This is a genomic window from Pontibacter locisalis (assembly GCF_042684605.1).
Lineage (GTDB): Bacteria > Bacteroidota > Bacteroidia > Cytophagales > Hymenobacteraceae > Pontibacter > Pontibacter locisalis.
The window spans coordinates 30708-57309 of sequence record NZ_JBHULU010000039.1 but is presented as its reverse complement, the minus strand read 5'-3'; the positions used below and the strand labels follow the sequence as shown (position 1 = coordinate 57309).

Annotated in this window: 23 protein-coding genes; 14 read left to right on the top strand and 9 right to left on the bottom strand. The window is 44.2% G+C overall.

Annotated elements, in window-relative coordinates:
- Positions 1-85: 85 nt before the first annotated feature.
- The 6 genes from secDF to ACFSRY_RS20175 form a co-directional block, all read right to left on the bottom strand.
- Complete coding sequence (secDF, locus tag ACFSRY_RS20200; RefSeq protein ID WP_377512564.1) at positions 86-3079, bottom strand: protein translocase subunit SecDF; 2994 nt, start codon at positions 3077-3079, stop codon at positions 86-88.
- Positions 3080-3249: 170 nt separating this feature from the next.
- Positions 3250-3579: an RNA methyltransferase gene (locus tag ACFSRY_RS20195; RefSeq protein ID WP_377512561.1), complete on the bottom strand. Its 330-nt coding sequence runs from the start codon at positions 3577-3579 to the stop codon at positions 3250-3252.
- 90 nt (positions 3580-3669) lie between these two features.
- The gene (locus ACFSRY_RS20190; protein WP_377512558.1) at positions 3670-4362 is read right to left on the bottom strand and encodes a potassium channel family protein; all 693 of its coding nucleotides are present in this window, start codon (positions 4360-4362) and stop codon (positions 3670-3672) included.
- Entirely contained in the window at positions 4359-4979 is a 621-nt protein-coding gene (gene udk / locus ACFSRY_RS20185; RefSeq protein WP_377512555.1) for a uridine kinase, read from the bottom strand. Before udk ends, ACFSRY_RS20190 begins: the two co-directional genes overlap by 4 nt.
- Positions 4980-5058: 79 nt before the next feature.
- Positions 5059-5640: a non-canonical purine NTP diphosphatase gene (locus ACFSRY_RS20180; protein WP_377512551.1), complete on the bottom strand. Its 582-nt coding sequence runs from the start codon at positions 5638-5640 to the stop codon at positions 5059-5061.
- A 66-nt stretch (positions 5641-5706) separates the two neighbouring features.
- Positions 5707-6222, bottom strand: coding sequence for a phosphoribosyltransferase family protein (locus ACFSRY_RS20175; RefSeq protein ID WP_377512548.1), 516 nt, complete (start codon positions 6220-6222; stop codon positions 5707-5709).
- Between the two features lie 187 nt (positions 6223-6409).
- Between ACFSRY_RS20175 and ACFSRY_RS20170 the strand changes: the two genes are divergently transcribed.
- The 5 genes from ACFSRY_RS20170 (at position 6410) to hemC (ending at position 10713) form a co-directional block, all read left to right on the top strand.
- Positions 6410-6655: a type B 50S ribosomal protein L31 gene (locus tag ACFSRY_RS20170; protein ID WP_377512546.1), complete on the top strand. Its 246-nt coding sequence runs from the start codon at positions 6410-6412 to the stop codon at positions 6653-6655.
- A gap of 142 nt (positions 6656-6797) precedes the next feature.
- A complete protein-coding gene (locus ACFSRY_RS20165) occupies positions 6798-7238 on the top strand; it encodes a hypothetical protein (protein ID WP_377512544.1) in 441 nt (146 codons plus the stop codon).
- A 70-nt stretch (positions 7239-7308) separates the two neighbouring features.
- Entirely contained in the window at positions 7309-8517 is a 1209-nt protein-coding gene (locus ACFSRY_RS20160) for a GlmU family protein (RefSeq protein ID WP_377512541.1), read from the top strand.
- 29 nt (positions 8518-8546) lie between these two features.
- Positions 8547-9674 carry a DNA polymerase III subunit gene (locus ACFSRY_RS20155; protein ID WP_377512538.1) on the top strand — a complete coding sequence of 376 codons (1128 nt, stop codon included), beginning with the start codon at positions 8547-8549 and terminating at the stop codon, positions 9672-9674.
- Positions 9675-9759: 85 nt separating this feature from the next.
- Entirely contained in the window at positions 9760-10713 is a 954-nt protein-coding gene (gene hemC, locus ACFSRY_RS20150; RefSeq protein WP_377512535.1) for a hydroxymethylbilane synthase, read from the top strand.
- Positions 10714-10790: 77 nt separating this feature from the next.
- On the opposite strand, the gene ACFSRY_RS20145 is transcribed toward hemC, so the two are convergent.
- Entirely contained in the window at positions 10791-12338 is a 1548-nt protein-coding gene (locus tag ACFSRY_RS20145) for an alanine/glycine:cation symporter family protein (protein ID WP_377512532.1), read from the bottom strand.
- A 287-nt stretch (positions 12339-12625) separates the two neighbouring features.
- Between ACFSRY_RS20145 and ACFSRY_RS20140 the strand changes: the two genes are divergently transcribed.
- The 5 genes from ACFSRY_RS20140 to ACFSRY_RS20120 all read left to right on the top strand — a co-directional run bounded on the left by ACFSRY_RS20140 (position 12626) and on the right by ACFSRY_RS20120 (position 17127).
- Positions 12626-13273 carry a peptidylprolyl isomerase gene (locus tag ACFSRY_RS20140; protein WP_377512529.1) on the top strand — a complete coding sequence of 216 codons (648 nt, stop codon included), beginning with the start codon at positions 12626-12628 and terminating at the stop codon, positions 13271-13273.
- Positions 13274-13278: 5 nt separating this feature from the next.
- Entirely contained in the window at positions 13279-14178 is a 900-nt protein-coding gene (locus ACFSRY_RS20135) for an SDR family oxidoreductase (RefSeq protein WP_377512526.1), read from the top strand.
- 171 nt (positions 14179-14349) lie between these two features.
- Positions 14350-16002: a sodium-dependent transporter gene (locus ACFSRY_RS20130; protein WP_377512523.1), complete on the top strand. Its 1653-nt coding sequence runs from the start codon at positions 14350-14352 to the stop codon at positions 16000-16002.
- 6 nt (positions 16003-16008) lie between these two features.
- Positions 16009-16170 (top strand): hypothetical protein, encoded by a 162-nt coding sequence (locus ACFSRY_RS20125; protein ID WP_377512520.1) that lies wholly within the window; start codon positions 16009-16011, stop codon positions 16168-16170.
- A 9-nt stretch (positions 16171-16179) separates the two neighbouring features.
- Positions 16180-17127 carry a ComEA family DNA-binding protein gene (locus ACFSRY_RS20120; protein WP_377512517.1) on the top strand — a complete coding sequence of 316 codons (948 nt, stop codon included), beginning with the start codon at positions 16180-16182 and terminating at the stop codon, positions 17125-17127.
- A 73-nt stretch (positions 17128-17200) separates the two neighbouring features.
- On the opposite strand, the gene ACFSRY_RS20115 is transcribed toward ACFSRY_RS20120, so the two are convergent.
- Positions 17201-17887, bottom strand: a complete 687-nt coding sequence (locus tag ACFSRY_RS20115) for a hypothetical protein (RefSeq protein ID WP_377512514.1) — start codon at positions 17885-17887, stop codon at positions 17201-17203.
- 361 nt (positions 17888-18248) lie between these two features.
- Between ACFSRY_RS20115 and ACFSRY_RS20110 the strand changes: the two genes are divergently transcribed.
- From ACFSRY_RS20110 to ACFSRY_RS20100, 3 genes are all read left to right on the top strand, one after another.
- A complete protein-coding gene (locus ACFSRY_RS20110) occupies positions 18249-22202 on the top strand; it encodes an AAA domain-containing protein (RefSeq protein ID WP_377512511.1) in 3954 nt (1317 codons plus the stop codon).
- Positions 22203-22329: 127 nt separating this feature from the next.
- Complete coding sequence (locus ACFSRY_RS20105) at positions 22330-23175, top strand: hypothetical protein (protein WP_377512508.1); 846 nt, start codon at positions 22330-22332, stop codon at positions 23173-23175.
- Between the two features lie 103 nt (positions 23176-23278).
- On the top strand, positions 23279-24154 hold the full coding sequence (locus ACFSRY_RS20100) for an SDR family oxidoreductase (RefSeq protein ID WP_377512505.1): 876 nt from the start codon (positions 23279-23281) through the stop codon (positions 24152-24154).
- 72 nt (positions 24155-24226) lie between these two features.
- On the opposite strand, the gene ACFSRY_RS20095 is transcribed toward ACFSRY_RS20100, so the two are convergent.
- Positions 24227-25975 (bottom strand): hypothetical protein, encoded by a 1749-nt coding sequence (locus ACFSRY_RS20095; protein WP_377512502.1) that lies wholly within the window; start codon positions 25973-25975, stop codon positions 24227-24229.
- Between the two features lie 386 nt (positions 25976-26361).
- On the opposite strand from ACFSRY_RS20095, the gene ACFSRY_RS20090 reads away from it, so the two are divergent.
- Positions 26362-26553 (top strand): cold-shock protein, encoded by a 192-nt coding sequence (locus tag ACFSRY_RS20090; protein ID WP_377512500.1) that lies wholly within the window; start codon positions 26362-26364, stop codon positions 26551-26553.
- The last annotated feature ends 49 nt before the right edge of the window (positions 26554-26602 follow it).

Here is a 26602-nt window from a genome sequence, read left to right as displayed (position 1 = left end):
AAAGCAGGTTACGAATCACCGATACTAAAAACAAAAGGCCGAAGCTACACAGCTTCGGCCTTTTGTTTTTATACAGTTAGTGCCTCTAGCGAACTTTCTGCGCCACTGGTGCAGGAGCTGCTGCTTTCTTATCATCCTTCACCGTATCTACTACAATTGGAGTAGCGATAAACAGAGAGGAGTAAGTACCTGCAAGAACACCAATGATCATGGCCAGGGAGAAACCACGCAGAACTTCACCGCCGAAGAAGAATAGTATCACCACCACCAGGAATAGAGTAAGGGAGGTAATGATTGTACGGCTGAATGTGCTGATCAGAGCTGGGTTTACCAGGTCACGGATAGCTGTGCGTGGGTTATCATTCATGTACTCACGAACACGGTCAAATATTACCACTGTATCGTTGATCGAGAAACCAATGATGGTCAGAATCGCAGCAATAAATACCTGGTCCATTTCATAAGAGATACCGAAAAGATCCAGGATTGAGAACACTGCAATAATCATAAGCGCATCGTGCAGCAAGGCTACTACGCCACCCAAACTGAACTGCCACTTGCTGAAACGGATCATCACATACAGGAAGATGCCGATCAGTGCAAGCACAATAGCGATCATCGCTGTGTTCTGAATGTCATCGGCCATGGTTGCACCAACCTTAGAAGAGCTTAATACTTCCGGGGTTAGATTGTTGTACTCCTGCAAGCCACTCATCAGAGCAGATTTCACCTGCTCATCTGCTTCAATACTCTCGTCATCAGCTAACCAGCTGGTAATAATTTTTACACGGTTAGATGCTCCAAACGTTTTCACTTCAGTGCCTTGGTTCTGGAAGTCATCAACTAAGGCAGAGCGAATGTCAGAAGCTGGAACAGCCTGATCAAACTCCACTACATATGAACGGCCACCTCTGAAGTCAACACCTAGATTAGGACCACCGTTGATGTACATGGCTACAAAACCAAATACAAGTATACCTAGTGAGAAAGCATAAGCTGGTTTTCTGTACTTCATTACATCGAACTTGATGTTTCTGAACATCTTGCCAGAAATCAAAGTGGAGAACGAAAGCTTACCACCTCTCTTGAAGGCATTCTCAACAAACAATCTGGAGATAAACACAGATGTAAAGAACGAAGTAACGATACCGATCATCAGGGTAATAGCAAAGCCTTTAACCGGACCTGAACCGAAGAAGTAAAGGATAAAGCCTACCAGGAAAGTAGTAACGTTCGCATCCAAAATAGTACTGAAGGCTTTCTCGTAACCTTTGTTGATCACCTCACGCATGCTAAGTCCCTTGAGAGACTCCTCCCGCATACGCTCAAAAATCAGTACGTTCGCATCCACGGCCATACCCAAAGTAAGTACGATACCCGCGATACCAGGAAGTGTAAGTGCCGCATTGAACTGAGCAAGTACACCAAGTATGAAGAATACGTTGAATAAAAGGGCTAAGTCAGCAATGAAACCACCACGGCTGTAGTAAGCGATCATAAAGATTACCACCAATACAAAACCAGCTAATGTAGAAATTAAACCTTGTTGAATCGCCTCCTGTCCAAGAGAAGGACCTACAACAGCTTCTTCCACGATACGTGTAGGAGCAGGCATTTTACCAGCCTTCAGGATGTTGGCAAGGTCTTGTGCTTCTTCAATAGTGAAGTTACCAGAAATAGAAGAGCTACCACCCGTAATCTCACCCTGAACTACCGGAGCAGAGTATACATAGTTATCAAGTACGATGGCAACCTGACGACCTACGTTCTCACCTGTTAAGCGAGCCCACTTCTTAGCGCCAGTTGGGTTCATTGTCATGTTAATCTCAGGACGGCCAGTCTGGTCAAAATCCTGACGTGCATCGTTGATTGCATCGCCGCCAAGAGGGGCTTTGCCGTCACGACCCTTCTTGATTGCATAGAACTCTACAAACTCCTGGCGGTTGTCTCCTGCAATTGGCTTCACACCCCACAGGAATTTCATGTTGGAAGGGAACATAGCGCGCACTTCCGGACGGCTGAAGATATCGTTAATCTTAGCTGTGTCGCGAACGTTTGCTCCTATACCTCCTGGCATTTGCGTAAACAAGCTTGCTAAAACACCTGCTTGTGGATCATTAGCAAGAGAGTCAAGAGCTGTAGCAGCTGTGTCCATTTTAGCAGCAGCGATCTGAGCAGAGTCAGAGTCACCAGCGGCAGCTTGTGCCAATACATCTTCTGTAGTCTCTTCTACAATAGATACGTTACCTGTTGCGTCACCAGCATCCGCTTTAGTAGTTGCTAAATTAAGCTTACCTGCCTGCTGCTGCTTGTCAAGGTACTGACCAACCTGCATAAAGTAAGGACCAAACTCTTCCGGAGACCATACTTCCCAGAACTCCAGGTTAGCCATGCCAGACAACAGTTTACGAACACGATCAGGGTTATCGATGCCCGGAAGCTCGATCTGAATACGACCAGTACCTTTCAGGCGCTGGATGTTTGGCTGGTTAACTCCGAATTTATCAATACGGGTACGAAGGATGTTAAAAGAGCGTCCAATTGCATCCTCAACTTCCTGCTCAATTACCTCAATTACTTCTTCATTGGAAGACTCATAGCTGATCTTGCCACGGTTTGCAGTATTAGAGAAGATGCGGCTAAGACGGCCGTTTGGCTCTACTTCACGGTAAGCTTCAGCGAAAAGAGTTGTAAAACGCTCCTGGCTGTTTTTCTGAAGTTCCTGTGCACGCTCCAAAGCTTTCAGGAAGTTCGGATCTTTGCTGTTTCCAGACATGGACCTGATAATTTCTACAGGAGAAACTTCCAGAACAACGTGCATACCACCTTTTAGGTCAAGACCGAGCCCAAGCTCGTTCTCTTTAACCTCCTGGTAAGTCATGCCCATAAACACAGGCTCTTTCCAGATGGAATCAAGATAAGCTTGTTGCTTAACCATATTTACATTGCCTTGTGCGTCTGTGGCATAGAGCTCAGCTCTGCTTTGCACACTACGGGCAATAAAAGAGAATGACAGATAGTAAAGGCAAAGAGCCGATACGATCAACGTCAAAACGATTATTAACGATTTATTCCGCATTGTTTGATTAGTGAAAGATATAGGTAAATATTTTGATTAGGCTTAATGATTAATAGTCAGTGCTTTAAAATAACTTTTAAAGAAGCAGACTTGTTCCTGACAGTGTACTTTTTTGGCATAGGTAACCAATCGTTCAGCAACAGGAAACGAAAACGGAAGTGTGGTTCAGCCTAGGGAGCGTTGGGCTGAATAGTGATAGGGAAAATCTGCGCTACAAAAGAAAGTCCAGGAGGAATTGTAGTGTAAGCAGGCAGTAATTCGTTTTTTACTCTTACAAAGCATGGCTGAGGAACTGGTTCTACAGCTTGTTGCAAGTTAAGTGCCACAAAAGAGGTGGTTGCCTCCAGTGAAATTTTTTGCTTTACAACGGCTTTGTTTTCCTGGTTTGGTGCATGTGCTAAGCGTGTATCAGTTTGCTTAGGTGCATCAGCTGCCGCAGAGGTGTATGCAACCACTTCCTGACCATTGAGCATGAGTGCCCATAGGAGGGTTAAAGACATCAGGAGATGCTTTAAGTGGATTGATATGTTCTTTGCTTTCGGCATGTATAACCACAAATGTAATGTTTCTTCTGAAAAAATCAGAAATACTTAGCGGTTTATATCAATAAATCGCTTTACATCCTGTTTTTTTCCGATAAGAATCAGAATGTCAGAGGGATAAATGATAGTATCTGCCTTTGGTACACCAATAATATGCTCTACCTGTGTTGGCTTACCATCCTGTATCTCCTCAAAAAAGCGTTTGATCGTGATCAGGTTAAGGTTGTACTTTTCGCGAAGCGAAATTTTTGAAATGCTGCGATTGGCAACATTACGGGGAGCGTTAATTTCCACAATCTCGTAGTTGTCCGGTAATGGAAGGAAGGTACGGATACTAGGTTGCAATAACCTTTCAGCTACAGTTTTACCTACTTCACCTTCTGGCGAAAGTATTTCCTGAACCCCCATTTTCTCCAGAATACGGCGCTGCTGCTTATTGGAAGCACGTGTAATGACACGCTTTATATTTAACTCCTGCAGGTTGGCTGTGGTAATCAGCAAGGCCTCAAAGTTTTCGCCGATAGCAACCACCACAGCATCCATATCCTGAATGTTCTGTGCTTCAAGGGCACGTAAATCTGTAGCATCGAGAGCTACGGCATAGGCGACTTCCTCTTTGATGGCCTCTACATATTCTTCGTTATAGTCTATGGCGAGAACCTCTGCACCACGCTCTGCTAAGGTGCGGGCAATGGAGTTTCCGAATATGCCCAAGCCAATTACTGCAAATTTGTGCCTCATGCTCTTGTTTTAGCGTTTAGGAAGGTAGTTAAAACCTCCAGCCCTTTCTCAAAGTTGTTGTTGTTCGGGATAATGATATCCGCATCGTTTTTATATGGCTTGATGTATTTCTCGTAGGTTGGAGCCACATGGTGCGTGTAGCGGTAAAGTACATCATCCAGGTCATAGCCGCGCTCTACTTTATCACGTACAATGCGGCGTTGTAACTTGATATACTCTTTCGCGTCAATGTATACCTTCAGGTCAAGTAAGCGGGCAATCTCCTCAAAATAAAAGACGAAAATGCCTTCCACTACCACAATAGGAGCTGGTCTGAACTCCAGTTGCTGTGGCACCACATTCGGATTGTTGAAAGTATACTCTGTGCGGTAAACAGTTTCGCCCTGACTCACTTTAAGGATGTCGTGAGCGTAGGCTTCGTCGTCGATACAAGAGGGAAGATCGAAGTTTACTACTCCGTTTGGATCTTTTGTCTGGTGCTCCCGGGCTTTGTAATAATTGTCCTGGGAAATAAGACACACGTTTTCAGGTTCAAACGATTTCAGTAGCTTGTTCAAAAAAGTGGTTTTTCCTGAAGCACTACCTCCTGTTATCCCGACGATAAATGGCTTTTGCATAGGAAGCTAAGGTTTCAGACTGCAAAATTAAGACATTCTCTAGAACAAGCCCATAAGCTGGGCTAATTAATTTTACCCTTTATCTATGTTTACTTAAAAATTGAACCAGTTTCTGGATTGCACGGCCCCTGTGGCTGATTGCATTTTTTTCTTCAGGAGACATCTCTGCAAATGTTTGGCTGTAGCCATCAGGCATAAAGACAGGGTCATAACCAAAGCCCTTGTTCCCTTGCCAGCCTTTTGTTATTTCCCCCTCGACGATACCTTCAAACTGGTGCTCCTGCCCATTAAGTATGAGTGTGATGCAGGTGCGGAAGCGGGCTTTCCTGTTTCCCTCGTCCTCCAGGTTTTGTAGAAGATGGCGGATATTGTCGCTGTCGCTTCTTTGTGGTCCTGCATACCGGGCAGAGTATACACCCGGAGCTCCTTTTAAAGCTTCCACTTCAAGGCCAGTATCATCAGCAAAACAGCTGATGTTAAAGTTCTTCCAAACATACTCCGCCTTCTGGCGTGAGTTTCCTTCAAGCGTATCCTGCTCCTCTGGTAACTCTACATGGCAGCCAATCTCCTCCAGACTTAGGAGCCTGTATTTTCCTTCCAGCATTTGGCTTACTTCTGAAATCTTATGTTTGTTATTGGTAGCAAAGCAGAGTTCTTTCATGATCTGATAGTTTAGTAAGAGTAGGATAAGGGTTTTAGGAGAGGCAGTATTTCTACTTTACTTGACCTAGTGTAAATAAGCACTTGTTTGCTCTTCCGTTAACACGACTTCAACATGGTCATTCAGTGTAGTAGCAAGCGAATAACCAGTGTAAGTAGCTGCTACAGGGTATAGCGGGTGGTGCCTGTCCACTAAGGTGGCAATCTCTATTTTTTTAGGGTTAAGCTGCAGGAAAGTGTGAAGGGCATATGCCAACGTCTTTCCCGTATTCAACACATCATCCACAAGCACGACAGCCTTTTTATCGATGCTGACTTCTTCAGGTTTCAGAGTAACCGGGGTATTTAATGGTGAAACTTTATTTAGCTGCACGCGGAGCAACTGTACCTTTATCGGAGATATAGACTTAAGTTTAATTGCAAGCATTTCAGCCAGTGTGTAGCCATTATGATAGATACCAGCGAGCACAAGTTCATTCTCTTCAAAATTGCGCTCATAAATCTCATAAGCTATTCTTGTTATTTTTTGCTCTATCTGATTCTTGTCAAGAATCAGATTCTGGGAGTGTGTCTGTGGCGTCATGGTTCGCTGGGTAATAGGTTTTCTTTACCTTTAAGTAGGGCAGTCAGGCAAATTTAACAAAGTAATTGCATCAGCTACAGCTTTTTAAGGTGTAGTAAAATAATTTGTTTGGAAGCATTTTTCTTTCAGAAAATCTTATTAAATTTGCAGTCCGATTTAGAATTAAGGTTAATTAACGTTTATAATAATGAAAAAAGGCATTCACCCAGAGTATAGAGAGGTGGTTTTTCAGGATATGACAAGTGATTTTAAATTCATCACTCGTTCTACTATGACTTCTGATGAGACTATCACGATGGAAGACGGCAAAGAGTATCCAGTAATTAAAGTGGAAGTTTCTTCAGCTTCTCACCCTTTCTACACTGGTAAGAACATCTTCGTTGACACTGCAGGTCGCGTTGAGAAGTTCAACAAGCGTTACCAAAAGAAATAAGCGGTTAATACCGGTTAAAACGTTTTAACAAAAAAAGTCTTTCTGAATTTTCAGAAAGACTTTTTTTGTTAAACGCACTTTTCAAACAGAATTGGTATGGTTTGTGATATTTCGAAAATCATATATACGCTCAACTAAAACTATGAATTTTATGAAACTTAAATCTACCTTTCTTTTTGCTCTGGCAGCAATAGCCACATTAGCATCCTGCGATAAAAATGAAAATATTGCTACTCCTGCACCTGTAGCTGTAGAGAAAACGGTGATGTTTGAAATCTTCTCCACGAAAGACTACTCTACAAGCTACCATGCAGACCAGGAAGCTACAGTAGTTCTTTCTATTAGGCGGGCTGATAAGGCCACCATGAAAGAAACTGTTGTATTTGATTCTACTTTTACTAAATTATTAAAGGATATTCCTCTTGAGGAAAACCAAATAGTAATTGTAAAAAAATTGCCTGTGGTGGCTCAGAACGAATGGGTTAACATAGGGAGTGGTTCCAGAGTGGGTGCATTTAGCTATGGCAGTTATGAATCTTTTCCTGAAGAGCAGCTGGAGAAAAAAGTAGAGATTGTGTTCTAACACTGTAAGTTTTCCTGTAATAAAGAGAGTCTTCCGAGCTATTTCAGGAAGACTTTTTTAATTTTGTCATATGAATATCATTCTCTTCTGTGATCCGGCAATCAGGCAGAACCTGCTGCCCCTTACTTTTACCAGGCCTGTTTCTGAAATCAGGGTAGGCATTTTTACAATTACTGAAAAATGGGAGCACTTAGCAGGAATGTCAGTCTCTTTTTTAACAGAGAAGTATCTGGCAGATAAGTTTTCTTTGGAGGATGACCACAGCAACTTTTATATAAATGGCGCATTGCTTCCTAATGAGGCACTGGTTGAGGAGATAAAGAGTCTTAAGTTGGGGGAAGCCCTTTATAGTGGAGAAACGTTGTTAGCTATAAATGGTGATAATCTGGATCTCAGGAGTCCTGCTGATATAAAAGATGCCACTACTTCTGTTCGTCGTGAGTGTGTCTCTACCTGTACATTAGTGCGCAACCTTTGGGATATCTTTGTGCTGAACGGGTCAGAGATTCGCAGCGACTTTAAGGTAATGACAGCCGGAAGAGTGAGCCATCCGGTTTATGACAAAGCCACCATTGTTTATAATGAGGAAAATATTTTTATAGAAGAGGGGGTTAAGATACGGGCAGCTATACTTAATGCAGAAAATGGACCTATCTATTTAGGTAAAAATGCACAAGTTCATGAAGGTGCTATTATTAAAGGCCCTTTTGCCTTAGGAGAGGAGAGCCATATAAATGTGGGCGGTAAGATGCGTGGTGATGTTAGCATAGGTCCGCACTGTAAGGTAGGTGGCGAAGTAGCTGCATCTGTAATTTTCGGGTATAGTAACAAAGGGCATGAAGGCTACTTAGGTAACTCTGTGCTGGGTGAATGGTGCAACATCGGAGCTGATACAAATACCTCGAACCTTAAAAACAACTACGCTGAAGTCAAAATCTGGAATTACACTAAGAAAGGGTTTGTGAATACCGGGCAGCAGTTCTGTGGTCTTATAATGGGAGACCATAGCAAGTGCGGTATCAACACAATGTTTAACACAGGTACGGTAGTAGGGGTTAGTGCCAATATATTCGGTGCAGGATTCCCAAGAAACTTTATCCCGTCATATAGCTGGGGTGGGGCTGCAGGTTTTGAAACATTTCAATTGCGCAAGGCTTACGAGGTGGCCGAAAAAGTTATGGAGCGCCGCAACAAGCATCTGGATAATACAGAAAAAGCTATCCTTGAGCATATTTTTGAGGAAACGCAGCAGTACCGCGTTTGGGATAAAAAAGCATAATCTTTATTTTAAATCAATAACTTGCTGAGGTGCAGTTTTTACAAATCATAGGCCATCAGGAGGCGAAGCAGCTTTTGCTGAAGTCAGTGCAACAAAATCATGTGGCACATGCGCAACTGTTTCTGGGGCAGGAGGGTAGTGCAAATCTAGCACTGGCCATGGCCTACGCCACTTATATAAATTGCGAAGCGAAACAGGCTGATGATTCATGTGGAACATGCAGCAGCTGTGTGAAGATGAACAAGCTGGTGCACCCAGACTTCAACTTCGTGATGCCTGTTACGGCTACCAAAAGCGTGAACAAAGATGCGCTAAGCCACAAGTTCATGAATGAATGGCGCGAGTTTGTGCTAGCGAGTCCTTACCAGGGGCTGAATGAATGGATGCAACACATAGGAGCGGAAAACAAGCAGGGTAACATATCAAAGGAGGAAAGCCGGCAACTTGTGAAGCTTGTTTCTCTTAAAGCCTTTGAAGGGGATTATAAAGTTGTGGTTATCTGGCTGCCGGAGCTTATGCATCCTACAGCTGCCAATGCCTTGCTTAAACTGTTGGAAGAGCCGCCTGCTAAGACACTGTTCCTTTTGGTGTCCCAGTCTGCTGAAAAGCTACTGGCAACTATTACCTCACGTACGCAAATTATGCAGGTACGCAATTTTACAGAACAGGAGGTAGTACAGTATGTGCAGGAGAAATTTAGCACAGATACAGATACAGCTTACCAGATCGCGCAGCTGGCTGAGGGAAGTTTAAACGCAGCAGCCAAGCTAACTACTGAGATCAGCAGCGATTACTTTACTTTTTTCACAGATTGGATGCGTAACTGTTACAGCTACAAATTTGGTGAAGTAGTGGAGATGAGTGACAAGTTTCAGGCATTGGGTAGGGAGAATCAAAAAAACTTCCTGCTTTACGCTTTAAGTCTTTTCCGGAAAGTGATGCTTTATGGGATCGACTCGGCACTTGTCTCTTATTTGCCTCCAGCGGAGCTGGACTTTGTGAAAAAATTCTCAAAACTGATAACCGGCAATAATGCTGAGCCACTTTCGCAGGAACTAAACCAGGCCCATTATCATATAGAACGAAATGCAAATCCAAAGATGGTTTTTGTAGATAGCTCTATTCAGATAGCAGGATACCTTCACAATAAGAACTAGGAGTTACTAAGTTGAAGTGGTTTATTAAAACCACTGGCAGAAAGGCTACTGTAATGTTGGAGTAGCTGTTATATAAGACAAATTTATGCAAGACTATAGTATAGACAGAACAATCAGAATTGGTACCCGTGGCAGTAAGCTTGCCTTATGGCAGGCTGAGCATGTAGCTGAAAAACTTCAAGCCGCAGGTATTAAAACTGAGTTAGTGATAATCAGTACAAAAGGAGACCAGGTACTGGACCGCTCTCTGGATAAAATTGGCTCAAAAGGTGTTTTTACAGAGGAGCTGGAGGTTAGTCTTAGAGAGGGGAATATTGAAATTGCGGTTCATAGTGCGAAAGACGTTCAGTCATCTATTCCGGGTGATCTGGAGCTTATTGCCTTTATGGAGCGGGAGAAGGTAAATGATGTGATACTAAGCTTTGACCCTGAATTTAGGTTGAGCCGTGATAGCAACGTTGTAATCGGAACTTCCTCTACCCGCAGAAAAGCTCTCCTGAAGAAGCACTATCCCAATGTAACGACAGCTGAATCCAGAGGGAATCTACAGACAAGGCTTCGTAAACTTGAAGAAAAACAATTTGATGCATTAATGCTGGCATATGCAGGTGTTGTCAGGATGGGTTATGATAATCTGATAGTGCATACTTTTCCGGAGGATGAGTTTGTGCCTGCCGCAGGACAAGGAAGTGTTGCGATAGAGTGTGCAAAAGACTTAGATGGAGATGTGAAAAGTGCTTTGAAGAAGGCGCTTAATCATACGGAGACGCATATTTGTTTGCTGGCAGAACGTGCCTTCCTGAGAACAATGGAAGGAGGGTGCAGTATACCTTCTTTTGCGTTGGCTACGCTTACAGAAGATGGCGTAAGCATCACAGGTGGTATTGTTAGCCTGGATGGTAAAATACTGTTGCAGGATACAATGTCAGGGCCAACTGTTGCTGCAGAAGAACTAGGAGAGCAGCTGGCAAATGCAACCTTAAGCCGCGGTGGCGAAGAAATACTGGCTAACATCAGGCGCGAACGCAACGAGATTTAAGCATCATATAATAATGTATTAAAAAGAGCGGGCCACTTATCATTGATAAGTGGCCCGCTCTTTTATTCCTGTGAATGCTACACCTGAGCAGCTTCAACTGCTTCTTGGGTTAGTGATTGTCTTTTAGAAGACCGGGCGTAGGCTAAAAATGCCTGCATTTCCTGTTTTACTACAGGAGACAGTATGTAAAGACCAACCATGTTCGGAATACTCATGGCAAAAAGCATAGCGTCAGAGAAGGCTACTACACTGTTAAGTTGAATAGGAGCACCCAAAACAACGAAGGCGCAGAACAATACTTTAAAGCTTATTTCGGCAGCTTTGTTGTTGCCAAACAAGTATGTCCATGACTTTAGTCCATAATAAGACCAGGTAATCATGGTGGAGAAAGCGAATAAAATAACTGCAACTGCCAATACAAGTGGGAACCAGCTGATAACAGAAGAGAAAGCAGTAGAGGTTAAGGCTATTCCATCACCTGTATCCATGGTATAAGATCCGGTTACCACTATCACAAGTGCTGTCATGGTACAAACAACAACGGTATCGATGAATGGCTCTAGTGAAGCCACGAAACCCTCTGTAACGGGAACATTCGTTTTTACTGCAGAATGGGCAATAGAAGCAGAACCGATGCCGGCCTCATTTGAAAATAATCCACGACGTAAGCCCTGTATCATCACACCTACTAAGCCACCGGTTAATGCACTGCTGGAGAAAGCACCTTCGAAAATAGCTACGAAAGCCTCTGGTATTTGTGTGAAGTTTACAGCCAGAACGATCAAGGCTGCAACTATGTAGATGCCGCACATAAACGGTACAACCTTCTCTGTAACTTTAGCAATGCTTTTCATGCCACCCAGAATTACAAGGCCAACCAGAACTGCCATGATCAAGCCAAACATCCAGGCGTTACCACCGCCAAAGAAAGATGCCTCTCCGCCTGTAACAGCTATGAACTGTTGGGTGGCTTGGTTTATCTGGAACATATTTCCTGCTCCGATGGCTCCTCCAATACACATAACCGCAAAAAATGCGGCTAAAAATTTACCCGCACCAGCCATTCCTCTTTCGCTGAGGCCTTTGTTCAGGTAGTGCATAGGTCCACCGGAAACAGTGCCGTCTGCATGTACATCTCTGTACTTAACACCAAGCGTACAGGAGACAAACTTAGATGACATGCCTAGTAAACCGGCCAGTATCATCCAGAAAGTAGCACCAGGACCACCCAAAGAGATGGCTATCGCTACGCCGGCTATATTGCCTAAGCCTACTGTGCCTGATACAGCAGCAGTTAATGCTTGAAAATGTGATACTTCGCCGGGGGCATCCTTTTGATTGTACTTGCCTCTAACAATATCTAAAGCATACTTAAAACCGCGAATGTTAATGAAACCAAGGTAAACGGTAAAGAAAGCGGCGCCCAGCAAAAGCCACACAAGGATAAGGGGGATACCAATAGAGTCGGTGAGAGCTACCTCATAGAAGATAATGCTGGAAATAAACTCTGCTGCAGGACCAATAGTTGCGTCAATTTGTTCATCGATGGAGGCTTTGGGTGCTCTGGCAAATAAACTGCTAACGGAAGCCAGGCAAAGGCTGGCTGTTAATAAAGATTTTTTCATCAAATATGGTTAGGTTGATTAGTCAGTATCTTAAATTTAACTTTTTCTGCTGCCAAAGTAAAATTTGTGCCGGGATTGCTTCTAAGGGTACATATAAAAAGCCATATAATACAAGATAGGTTTTGCTAAGCGTTACTGCTGCTGTTAAAGTAGAAAGGCATAAAGGACAGGTTCAGGAACAGGTATGGTTACTAATACAGCTTTACCTGATGCTATGAACAAAGTCAAAAAGGATTAATTTTGAAACTCCGCTTTAAAAAGACCATACTCAAATAATGATCTATAAAATGAAATCACTTAAAGCTATTGTTGCACTGGCTGTAGTTCTGCTGCTGCAGCCGTTAATGGTGCTGGCGCAGAAGCCAAAGGGTAAGGACCAGCTTATAACGATTGAGACCCCTTATGGCGAAATTAAACTGGTGCTTTTCGAAGACACCCCGCTTCATCGTGAAAACTTTCTGAAGCTTGCCCGTGAAGGATATTATGACGGCACTACTTTTCATAGAATCATAGACAGCTTTATGATTCAGGGCGGCGACCCTAATACGAAGGATGATGATCCTGGTAATGACGGGAGCGGTAATCCGGGTTATACTATTCCTGCCGAAATCAAACCAAATCACAAGCATGTGCGTGGCGCAGTTGCAGCTGCGCGTAAAGGAGATATGGTAAATCCGGAGCGGGAGTCCAGTGGCTCGCAATTTTACATTGTGGAGAACCACGACGGAACTCCTATGCTGGATGGCGTTTATACCGTATTTGGGCAAGTAGTAGATGGACTGGATGTGATTGACAAAATTGCAGAACAACCAAAGGACGGCCGTGACAGACCTCTTTCAGATATAAATATGAAAGTGACTGTTGAGAAGGTGAAACGGAAGAAGATTGCCAGAAAGTACGACTACGACTATAACACACAAACGCTCCAGAAATAAGACAGATGAAGAAAGTACTGATCACAGGCTCTAATGGTTTACTAGGGCAGAAATTGACAGAGCTGCTGTTGCCCCGCACAAGTGTAGAAATATTGGCGACTAGTCGTGGCGAAAATAAGCTTGCAGAAATACTCCCTTCGCTTCCGTTCAGAAGTATGGATGTGACAGATAAGGCGCAGGTGGAGAAAGTTGTAAGCGAATTCCGGCCTACGCACATTATTCATACCGCCGCAATGACGAATGTAGACCAGTGTGAGAGCGATAGGGAAGGAGCCCTTAAGCTAAACCGTGATGCTGTTCAGTACCTGGTGGATGCCTGCGAAAAGTATAACGTGCACCTGATCCATGTGTCTACTGACTTTATTTTTGACGGAGAGAATGGTCCCTATGATGAGGAGGCGGCAGCTAACCCTGTTAACTTCTACGGGGAGACGAAACTCATGGCAGAGGAGATCGTGAAGAAGGCCAGGTGTAAATGGGCTATCCTCCGGACAGTCCTTGTCTTTGGTGTTGCGCATGACTACGGCCGCACTAATATTGTGCTCTGGGTGCGTGACAGCTTACAGGCAGGTAAAGTCATAAAAGTAGTGAATGATCAGTTCAGAACCCCTACGCTGGCAGAGGACCTGGCAATGGGATGTTGGCTGGCAGTGGAGCATGATGCCGAGGGTATCTTTAATATTTCTGGAAAGGAAATGCTTACTCCTTATGATATGGCGATGCAGGTAGCTGAATATTTTGCACTTAATAAGTCTTTAATTGATAAAGCAGACGCTTCTACCTTCACGCAGCCAGCCAAAAGACCACCGCGCACTGGGTTTGATATAAGTAAAGCAGAAAAGCAGCTGGGCTACCAGCCGCATAGTTTCATGGAAGGAATCAGAATGGTGGCCGAGCAAGCCTAAGTTAGAGGTCTTGGAGTGTAATTAGTCCACTGGGAATCAGGATAAATATTAAAAATATCTGATTTTTAATACCCCTGTCTTGTGTATTGTTAAAATTGTTTCTTTAAATTTCAGATTATTACAACCTAAACTAACAATACCAAAACTAAACTAACACTTCTACCTTATTTTATGAGTGCTAACAAAGAATCGTGGGGCTCACGTGTGGGTCTCATTCTGGCTATGGCCGGTAACGCTGTTGGTCTCGGAAACTTCCTTAGATTTCCGGTACAGGCAGTGCAAAACGGTGGTGGCGCCTTTATTATCCCTTACCTGGTTTGCTTTTTAGTAATGGGTATTCCTTTGCTTTGGATAGAGTGGTCTATGGGCCGCTTCGGAGGCAAGTTCGGACACCATTCCACTCCGTTTATCGTGGATACCATGCACAAAAACCGCCTTTGGAAATACATAGGTGTATTTGGTATCTGGACAAACATTGCTGTTGCAGCTTACTACTGCTACCTCGAATCCTGGACGCTTTCATACATGTTTCACTCCCTGGGCGGTACGTTCAGCGGCTTAGATCAAAACGGTGTTTCAGCATTCTTTATAGAATACATCAGCCTGGGCGAATCCACCTTTGGTATCCCCTATGAGCCTATAGTTTTCTTTGTGATTTGCCTTCTGCTTAATACTTGGATTCTGTCTCAAGGGCTTGCGAAAGGGGTAGAGCGTGTAGCGAAAATCGGTATGCCAATGCTTATACTGTTTGGTGCTTTCCTCGCCTATAAAGGCTTTACGATCAATGCCGGTGAGAATGGCGCTATCAACGACAGCTCTGTAGGCCTTAACTTCCTATGGACACCTAATTTTGATCAGCTGTGGTCACCAAATGTATGGTTGGCTGCAGCCGGTCAGATCTTCTTTACCCTTTCAGTTGGTATGGGTACAGTACACTGCTATGCTTCTTATGTTCGCTCTAAAGATGATATCGCTCTTAATGCTATGTCTGCCGGTTGGATGAACGAGTTTGTGGAAGTTGTGCTCGGTGGTGCTATCCTGATTCCGATCTCTATCGGCTACTTGGGCATAGATCGCGTCACAGAGCTAGTACAGAGCGGTGGCCTTGGCCTTGGCTTCCGTACATTGCCGTACCTGTTCTACCAGTGGGGAGATGTGTTGGGCGCTGTAGCTGGTTTCATGTGGTTTGGCCTTTTATTCTTTGCTGGTATCACATCCTCGCTGGCAATGGGTACTCCTTGGATCGGGTTCCTGCAGGATGAGTTTAACTGGCGCCGTAAGTCAGCGGCTTGGTCTTTTGGTTTGATCGTTTTGATCCTGGGTATGCCAACCGTCCTTTACTTTAAGTATGGTGTGTTTGATGAGTATGACTACTGGGCAGGAACGGTTTCACTTGTAGTGTTCGCTCTTTTTGAGTCTATTCTGTTCGCGTGGGTGTTTGGTATGGATAAAGGCTGGCGTGAAATTACTTCAGGAGCTGATATCGCAGTTCCAAAAATCTATCGCTTCATCATCAAGTTTATTACACCATTGTTGTTGCTTTGGGTATTTGTTGGATCGCTGGTAACACCAAAAGGCGGAGATTGGGGCAAGGCTTTTGCTGGTGAGTGGGTACTAGATGATAGTTCTATCATTAACAAGATTAAAAATACCAGCTTAAAGCGTCAATTGGCTGAGGCTACTGATCCTGCTGTAATTGAGCAGCTTCAGGATACCTTGTTCTTTGTAAATGCTTCCCGAATTCTGTTAGTGGCAGTTTTCCTGAGCATTGCGCTACTGGTTTACATTGCTTACAAAAAAAGAGTTAGAGAAGGAAGAATCTAAGAAATTATGAATACATCAGCACTTATTATCATGCTCACCACCATTACATTGGTGACAGGATTAATGATATATTTCTTTTTTAGGGTGGTAAATACACCACCAAAACCAGAGCCAGACTCGTACATCGATAACGATGATGAGCCTGAGCGTCAGGTTTCAAACCCATAAACAGAATAGATGAAAAGAATCAGGTACTGGATACGGCGTTACTTTGCTTTTTCGCAGCGCGAAGTAAACGGGTTTCTGTGGCTGATAAGTATAATGGTGCTGCTTACCGCAGCACCATTTCTTTTTAACAGGTTTTACGAACCGAAACTACGTGATAGCAGCCTGACCGACAGGCAAACACTCGACAGTCTTGTGGCACAATTGGAAGCGAAGCAACCGGATGCGCCAGCGCGGGAAGGGCTATATACGCTATCAGATAACCTGCAACCTTTCAATCCAAACCAGCTAACAGTAGAGCAGTGGCAGGCACTGGGGCTCCCAAAGTTTATGGGGCAGCGTATTCTTAATTACCGCAACAAAGTAGGTGATTTTACTTATAAAGCTGAGCTCGGTAAAATCTATGGCCTGCCAGACTCTGTTTACCAGGTACTATATCCCTACATCTTGTTGCCGGATGAGCGGCCAAGCAGGTACGGCAGAAAACAAGGTGTAGCAGGTACTACCGTTCCTACTCCCAGACCTGAATGGGCAACACGCCCAAGAGAAAAGTTTGTTCTTGCTCCCTTCAACATTAACGCGGCAGATACAACACAACTAAAGCAAATCAGGGGCATTGGCAGTAAATTATCAGCACGGATCATTAAATACAGGAATAGCCTTGGTGGTTTTACTGACATTAGCCAGCTAAAGGAAGTGTATGGTTTGCAGCCGGATGTAGTGGATAGCCTGCAGAAGTATACTTTTGTTTCCAAATCTATAGTTTTGAACAAAATCAGCCTTAACACAGCAACTGCTGATGAGTTAAAAACACACCCTTATATCTCTTCTAATGTGGCCCGGGCGATAGTAGCTTTCCGTGAGCAGCATGGGAACTATGATCGTGTGGAGGATGTGCGCCAGGTAAAGTTGGTAACATCAGAAATTTTTGAAAAGCTAAAACCGTACTTGATCATATAGCTGAATGACAACCAGACCAAATCAGCCTTTGTATTCGCTGCTTTTAATAACATATATGCTTTGAAAGGGTACGCTAGGTGTTATTGCTTTGCCTTTTTACATATGTATTTGAATGGAGTAAGAAAGAAAAGAAAATAAAGCTGGCTAAGGCAAATTCCTGTAATTCCCATTTTTCACCTTCCCGGATAAACAGAATACTAAAGAACGCCAGAAAGTATAGTAAGCTTTGCATGGTTGTAGGAATTGGAAAGTTTAGCTTATTAATCAGGTTTCTGAACCATTGTTTATAGCGGTATAGTATAGGGAAGCCGAGGAAGTATATAAAAACGCAGGTATATAGCACCTTACCAAAAATAAGTTTATTTAAGTTGATGCCAGCAAGGTGTATATTATGAAGGTTAAATTCTTTCTGTGCATTTATTTCTTTCAAGTCATCGGGTGTTTCATATCCAAAAGTTCGCTGACCCCACGACATTTCTTCTCCAAAACCTAAAAAGAAAATAACTGCCGCAGCATAAAAAAATAGCTTCGGTAGTTTTATACCTGTAGCGGAGGCTCTGTAAAAGCAAAGCAGTGACGTAGCAAGTAAGATAAAAGCAGTGAAATACTCTATGTAACTGTCTTCCGCTGTATAGTAGTAGTATAGGTCCGTGCTTAGGTATGAGAAAACGATTCCGATAAAAATGTGGGCAAAGGAAAACGTGTACAGGAATGTGCTAAGAACTACAGTCCTGTCTACTGAAGCATAGTCATCTTTCACTTTTGAGAGGATAAGATAAATATGGAAGGGGAAATATTTCCTTATAATTTCCAAAATTTAAATAAAGTGTTTCTTTCCGTACATGCAGGTTACTGCAAGTGTGCTTAAAGTACTACTGTGCGATTGTATTGATTTTTACGAAAATAAGGTGTACAGGTATAAAAGTTTAACTAAAATGCCTGTTCTGGATAGAATACGGCACTTGGCTGATGTATTATATTATACTTCTGGTAAATCTCCCATGTCATTAAGAGGAAGATAAAAGTGTCAGTCCTTTAACCTTTAGGTAGAGTAAATCATCTTAAATTGCGTCTTTACCCTAGACTATAGGAACGGTACAAACGTTAACGGGGCAGGTGCTATGAAGAACATTCTTAAAAATTACCGGCGAAGGCTTCTGAATTTAGGCTCTGGAAACAGGGCTCTGTTGTTACTGCGCCTATCTAAGGAGTTGCATGCTGATGTAGAGGCAATGGACTTTTTGGGTGGAGAACCAGCCTTTGCTGTGATAGATAAGTTACTTGCCGGAAGGAAGAAGATAAGCCTTTGTCCTTACGTTGATAGCCGCCATGCTCCCGTAGCTTCCGCAAGCCGACGGCTACGCTACATACAGCGTAAGGCTGAGATGATATATGAGGAGCGTGGGGGCCATGAATTATATGTGGGTTGGCCATTTGTGCATGGTAAGTTTTCTGATGGCACACCTGTTCGGTGCCCGCTTATGCTTTTTCCGGTAGCGATACAGGTAAACGCAGCGCAGGAGTGGGAGATAATTGTTGATCATTCGCAGCAACCACAGTTTAACCAAAGTTTCTTGCTTGCCTATGCGCATTACATGGGCACCCCGTTAGCCGAGGAACTCACAGAACTTGACCTGAGTACACTACCACCGCACTCTCTTGAGTTTCGAACGAAAGTATATGAACTGCTTAAGGAGCAACAGTTAACAGTTAATGCAGGTCGCGAATTCTTTACCGATAAGCTAAAGCCCTTCCGGGATTACAAGAAAGCTGAGCTTGAGGAGTTGCTAAAACCAGGGCAACTGTACCTGGAGCAGGAGGCAGTTTTGGGAATTTTCCCTCAGGCAGCTTCATACTTGTTAGCAGATTACGATACACTGCTTGAGCGGGATGACCTGCAAGAGATGGAAGACCTCTTCGGATCCGACCCAGTAGTTGAAAGTAAGAATACCAATGTGCAGGCTCAACAGACCTTTACAGCCTTCGCCATGGATGCCTCCCAGGAAGTCGCTCTGCAGGCTGTAAAGCAAGGGAAGTCGTTAGTTGTGCAGGGGCCACCAGGAACCGGTAAATCACAGCTTATCTGTAACCTTGTGTCTGATTTTACGGCTAGAGGTAAAAAAGTATTGGTAGTGAGCCAGAAACGTGCCGCACTTGATGTCGTGTATCAACGCTTATCCCAGCAGGGGATAGGCGCTTTCGCCGCGCTGGTTCACGATACAAGCACGGATCGTAAACCGGTTTTTGCTCAACTACGGCATCAGATAGAGCAGCTGGATGAGTATAAGAAGGAGAATCTCGCTTTGAACAGCATATATACGGATCGTGTTTTTCTGGAGGTTAGCCGTAACATTAACCGAAGTATTGAAAAACTGGAAGATTTCAAACATGCTCTTTTTGATACAAGCACTTGTGGTTGGTCAGCCAAAGAACTGTACCTGCGGTGCAGCTTACAACAGCCACACATAAAACTTTCAGCAGCATTCAAACAACAGACAGCCGAAACACTGCCTTATTTTCTTCCGCGCATGAAGCAGTACCTGCAACAGGCGCTGCAATTCATGAATGAAAATTTCATATGGCGTGACAGACGTAGTATGAAAGGGTATGGATGGCCTCATCGCCAGGAACTTGGAAAAGTTCTACAGAGCTTGTCTAAAGAGTTCAGCGAGTATCAAGAGCGAATCAATAATTTAGGTGGATTTTCCTTTAGACTGGAGAATCTCTATAAGTACAATACTTCAGTTAAAAGAATAGGAGAGATACAGGAAGTACTCAGACAGGAAGAGGTATCTATAATTGTACAGCAGCTTCTGCAGAAGCAGGGGGACAAAAACAAAATTGTACAGCAAGTGAAGGCACTTAAACAATTATACTTAATATGCCCTGCACCTGATGCCGCTATACCTGCCTCAAATATTACTGTTGTTAAAGATGCTATAATCAAGTATGAGCAGCAGCAGGATCAGTTGCTTAATAGAATAACCTGGGCCTTCTCCGGAGATAAGAAAATACTTAAGCAGGCACTGGCTAAATACAAGCTGGAGTTAAGTGATGCAGGAGTGGGAGAGCTGCAAAGGAGGTTAATCCTGCGGCAACAGGCCGAGGACTTAATGAAGCAGATAAGTAGTGCCATAGGTCATAACCTTTCGATTAACAGCTATCCAAACCAGGTGCTGGAGCAGTTGCAGGTAGTAGAAAAAGCCTTTGGAGTTATTAAAGAGCTTGGGAAGCTGCACAAGGATCAGGTGCTACACGAGAAGCTGTTTTCTGGGCCAGCGTTGAAAGAACGCCTGGAAAAGATTCATGATAGTATAAAGCTTCTCACTGCCAAGTATGATGAATGGCAGGAGTGGTTAACAGAAGCCCAGATACAGCAAATCATAGATAATCATCAACATGGTGAAAGGCTTATTAAGGAGTTGCCCCATTATTTCGAAGTATTGGTATCCTTTGACACGCTTAAAGATACCTTCACCGCAAATGAGCTTGACCTTATAGACAGGCTTCTGAAGGAAAACATAAATAGTGCAGCGGAGGGAGAAGCTTTGTTTTTAAACAGCTTGTACCTTGCATGGCTGCATGAGCTTGAGACACTTTTCCCGTTACTGCGCATGCCAAGTAATGGAGAACTGGCACAAATAGAAGAGGAACTGCAAAGGCTACTGAAAGAAAAGCAGCAGCTAAGCCAGGAGATTGTACTTTCCCAGCTACGGGAACAGACCTATCGTAACATGGAGTTTAACCGGTTGGGTAACGCTGTTACCTACCGACGACTATACGCACAGGTTATAAAGAAGCGCAGCTTGTACCCGGTGCGGAAGCTTTTCTCTCTTTTTTCGGAAGAGATACTGAGTTTGGTTCCGTGCTGGCTTGCATCTCCTGAAACAGTTTCGGCAGTTTTACCCCTTGAAGCTTGTTTTGACCTCGTGATTTTTGACGAAGCTTCGCAGTGTTTCGCCGAGATGGGTGTACCCGCTATGCTGCGAGGAAAACAGGTAGTAGTAGCCGGTGACCAGCAACAGCTGAAACCATCAGACTTGTATCGTACCCGCTGGAGGGGGGAAGAGAGTGAGGAACTGGAAGAACTGTCTGCAGAGTCGCTCCTGCAGCTTTGTAGCTTCTATTTGCCTCAAACTATGCTTAAGCAGCATTACCGCAGCCGTTATCCGGAGCTGATCGAGTTTTCTAACCGTTATTTCTACCAACAAAAGCTGGAGTTAATTCCGGAATTACAGGATGTGAACGAAAGGCAGCCGGCTATTCAGTTTGTAAAGGTACATGGGCTCTGGCAAAAAGGCACTAATCTGCCGGAGGCTGAGAAAGTGGTGGATCTGGTAATGGATCTGCTGCAGGCTGGCCAGCAGGAAATAGGAGTTATAACTTTCAACTATAATCAGCAGATGCTGGTACAGGACCTGTTGGAGGAGAGGGCACAGGTGCAAAATATAGTAGTGCCTGCCTCGGTTCTGGTTAAAAACATAGAAAACATACAAGGAGATGAGAAGGAGGTAATCATACTTTCTGTAGGTTATGCGCCTGACGAGCAAGGTAAACTAACCATGCAGTTTGGCAGTCTTAACCAGGCAGGCGGTGAAAACAGATTGAATGTCGCTATTACACGAGCCAGGCAGCAGGTGTTTGTTATTAGTAGTATCAGGGCAGAGCAGTTACAGGTCGAGCATACCTTACATGCTGGTCCTAAGCTGTTAAAAGATTATTTGCACTATGCACAGCAAGTGAGTCGAAGGTATTTTGAATACCAGCCTAAAAGAGAGAGCGTTCCTGCTCAGGTGCCTCTCCTAAAAGAGCACCTTGAAGCGCTTATGCCGGAGTTAAAGCAAGAGGTACCTTTTGCAGACCTTACTGTACTTGAGAATGGGAAATACAAAGGGGTACTACTGACGGATGATGATCACTACTACAGCCGGCTTTCAGTACGGCATGCGCATGCCGATTTGCCCCTGTTACTACAAGAGCGTCATTGGCCATACCAAAGGATATACAGCCGCCAGTTCTGGGAGAGCCCAACAGAAGTACTGCAACAGCAAGTCAGTTTTCTGCTGGCAAAGTAACAGGCAGAAAGGGGACTGTGAGAACTGCGAAGGGAAGAAGTATGCAGGTATGGGTACAATTTTTCTGAACACTCAAACTAATAGAGTCTGTTTGTGGTAATGTAGCTTTAGAAAGTAAAATTTTTTTATGCTCACCAAGCTTTTCGTTTTATACGTCTACCTCCAAAGCACCTTTTGTGGGTGTGGCCCTGATAAGCGTAGCAGCGGCTTTGAGAAGCCTGATTTCAAGTATAAACTTGAGAAAATCAGTAAGCTCGATGATCAGGTGCTGGAAAGTTCCGGTCTTGCTCATGCCACTGATAGTACCTACTGGACCCATAGCGATGGTGCAAACCCGGCTGAGCTTTATGAAGTAAATTCCAAGGGAAAGGTGCTGCAAACATTGCCACTTGCACTGCAGAATATTGATTGGGAGGAATTAGCAGAAGACAAAGAGCATGTATATATCGGTGATTTTGGTAACAATGCTAATAACCGCCGCGACCTCCGTATCTACAAACTGAGCAGAAACAACTATGCATTAGTTGGAACAATAGAATTTAAATTCGAAGATCAAGCAGATTTCCCTCCTTCCAAAGATGACCTTCACTTTGATCTGGAGGCCTTCTTTTACCATCAGGATTCGCTTTATCTTTTCACTAAAAGCCGGGGTAAAAACAAGAAGCTAAAGCTTTATACTTTACCAGCATCACCAGGCCAACATACTGCAAAGTTGTTGGAACAATTACCTGTAACGGCCATGACAACTGCAGCGGATATTTCACCTACAGGGGAGAAGTTTGCAGTACTGGGTTATGGAAGGCTTTACTTGTTTGAAGTACAGAAAGGGAATATCAGTTTGGGTGGACGTCATTATTGTATTCCTTTAAGTCGAACAGGGCAGGCTGAGGCGCTGCTTTTTACGGCCCCTGACGAGCTCCTGATCACAAATGAGAAAGGGAAAATGTTTCAGCTTCGGCTGAAACATCAGTAAAGCTGTGCGCTTTTTTTGAAATACTTTTACTGCTTTACCTATTCAGCGATCAACAATGTTAAAAAAGCCGTACTAGTTAGTATACAATAACCTAAATAGAACTATGCATACAACCATACTTATAACAGGAGCCACCGGAACTGTTGGACAGGAAGTAGTGAAGCATCTCGCCATGCTTGATAGTGATGTGCGTATTCGTGCTGGAGTGCACTCTGTAATAAAAGGAGAGAATCTGAAACGGCTTCCGGATGTGGAAATAGTGGAGATGGATTTTGAGGACCAAGATTCTCTACATGCAGCCTTTACACATGTTGATAAAGTGTTTCTTATCACACCTTTTGAAGAGGATCAGGTACAAATGGCTAAAACATTAGTTGATGAGGCAAAGAGGACCGGAGTAAAACATATTGTAAGGCTTTCTGCTCTTGGAGCAGATGCGGAGCCTGGCATACAGTTAGGGCGCTGGCACCGAGAAATAGAAAAGTACATTGAAGACAGTGGGATATCCTATACTTTTCTGCGTCCGGCTTCCTTTATGCAGAACTTTGTGACCTACAGTGATAAAAGCATAAAGGAGGAAGGCAGGTTTTACCAGTCCAAGGGAGAAGGTAAAGTAGCTTATATTGACACACGTGATATAGCCGCAGTTGCCGTAGAAGCTTTGATTGGAGAAGGGCATGAGGGGAAAATATATGAGCTGACAGGACCAGAAGCATTATCAAATGATGATGTGGCACAGATAATAAGTGAAGTAACAGGAAAGCAGGTAGCTTATGTTGATGTGCCGGTGCAAGAGGCTAAACTTGTAATGAAAGAACAGGGTGTGCCAGAAAAGCTGGCGGATGCATTAGTAGAGCTTGATGAAGTCTATAAAGCAGGTTATTCGAATGAAGTGAATGATGAAGTGCAATATGTAACAGGAAAAAAGCCCCATTCTTTTAAACAGTTTGTGGCTGATTACAAAGAGTGCTTCGTTTAGTATTTATGTTAATTTAAAACAAAAGAGCCACCCCATCGGGGTGGCTCTTTTGTTTATTTAGATTTCACTTTTTTAGTCTCTATCCATGTTTCGGTATCGATCGCTTCTGCGGCTTTCAAAACGGCCTCTGTCCTGATCTGAACCCTCACCGCTGCTACCGTAGCCTCTGTAGTTTTCGCGTGAGCTAGAACCGCGGTTATCGCTGTAGTAAGAAGTTCCGCTATCCATAGAACCATAACGGCTTTGGTCACCGCCACGTCCACCTTGCTCATAGCCACCTTGGCCATATCTGCCTTGGTTTGAGCTGCCGGATCCGTAGCCATAGCCGCCACTCATGCCTCTGCTGTAGTTGCTGTCTCCGTAGCCACCACGGTCTCTATCCTGGCCTCTGTCACTAGATCTTGATCCATAGCCACCTTGGCCGTAATCACTACCCTGAGAGCCATATCTGGCTGAGCGGCCTGAGCTGTACTCATCATTATAAGAACCACCTCTCGAGCCATAGCCTCCCTGGCTGCCGTAGCCACCCTGCATGGAGCTCTGTGAATCCCAACCTCTTTGTGAGCCTTGGTTATCACGGTCATACTCGCTCATGCCTCTTGAAGAACCATAGCCCATAGAACCATAACGGTCTCTGTCGCCGTAGCCACCTTGTCTGCCACTGCTGCCATAGCCGCCTGATGAGCTGCCATAGTTACCTTGTTCGTAGCCGCCCTGGTAGCCACCACCGCGCTGGCCATAGTCGCCCTGGCCGTAGTTTTGCTGATAACCACCCTGAGATGAACCGGATCTGCCCTGGCTGCTATAGTCTTGTGAAGCTGAACCGCCTCTCTGTCCGTAGCCACCCATGCCGCCTTGGTCGTTCATCATGCCATAGTCGCCACCTGAGCGGCCCTGGCCATAGTAGGTGCTCTGAGAACCACTGGTGCTGCTGCCACCGTAGCCACTCTGGCCACCCATGCCACCGCTATAGCTTCCATAGCTGCCAGTGTCACCATAGTTGCCTTGTGACGAACCACCTTGCATTCCGAAGCCGCCTTGACGGCCACCATAGATGTTACCTCCTTGCATGTCACCTTCTCTGTTCTGGTAGCCACCTTGCATTCCTCCTTGTGAAGCGCCATAATCCTGGCCCTGCATTCTGGTGCGGTTGCCTTCCATGCCACCTTGGTTGCCATAGTTATAGCCACCTTGCGACTGTCCGTAATCGCCCTGGCCATAGCCACCACCTTGTGACGAACCATAACCGCTCTGCATTCCCTGACCTCTGTTCATGCCGCCTCCCTGAGAAGATGAGCCGTAGTCGCCCTGGTAACCATAGCCGCTTTGTCCGCCATAGTTGCTGTTCTGAGAGCCATAGCCATAACCACCCTGGCTTCCGTAGCCACTTTGGTTTCCAGACTGCTGACTGCCATAACCGCCTTGGCCTTGACCTTGGTTAGAAGAGCCCTGGAAATCCTGCTCTGATCCGCTGCTCATAGAGCCGTAGCTACCGTATTCGGAACGTTGGTTTGTATCGCTATCTCCGCTGCTGCCCCTTTTAGAAGAGGACGAAGATCCTGAGGAACCAGACTTAGAGTCTGATGACTTTTTTGAAGAGCTTGCTTTCGCTTTTGTAGTAGAGGTCTTTGATCCGGAAGCAGAAGGTGAACCTTTGCTGCTGCCACTCTTAGAAGAGGAGGATCCACTCTTATCGGAAGAAGAGCTTGTTCCGCTGCTACTTCCAGAGTTACCTGAAGAGGATGATGAAGGTGAGCTGGAAGAGCTACCCGACATATTGGATGATTGATTTGATGATTGATTTTTCTCAGTGTCTTTCATAGTTCTGATCTCCTTGGTTTATAGTTTATAATTAAGTTTGTTGCGTTGCCCCACACATATACCCACAGGGGCGGCAGATGTGGTTTTGTTTTCGTTGCTGTTACGCTTAAATTGTTCGTGACAATGTTGTTTTTAAGTGTAACTGAACGTTTTAGCTATACGAACTCAAAGAGACATGGTTATTATTAGCCACTCCTGGAAGGGTAGGTGAGCAGAGTAGTTTAGCGAACGCAATACCAGTTGCAAAAAGGGGTGGAATAGCAGACTTATGAGCCGTTAAAGCAACGTAAGTGCTTGATGGTGTAATTGTTAATATTTTTTTGCGATTAGTAGTAATATTGAAAGTTATATGTACCTTTGCTTCATTATTAATAACAATTATCGTAATGAAGACAGGTAAAGTAAAATTCTACAACGTTTCAAAAGGATTCGGTTTCATTGTTGCTGATGACACTAATCAGGATATCTTCGTTCACCAGACTGGTTTGGTAAGCGAGATTCGTGAGAATGACCGCGTTTCTTTTGAGGTTAAGGATGGCAAAAAAGGATTGAATGCAATAAACGTAGAGAAAATCTAAGTTTTAAATATACTTGCCGAAAGGCACCATTCATCTATTTTAACCCGCT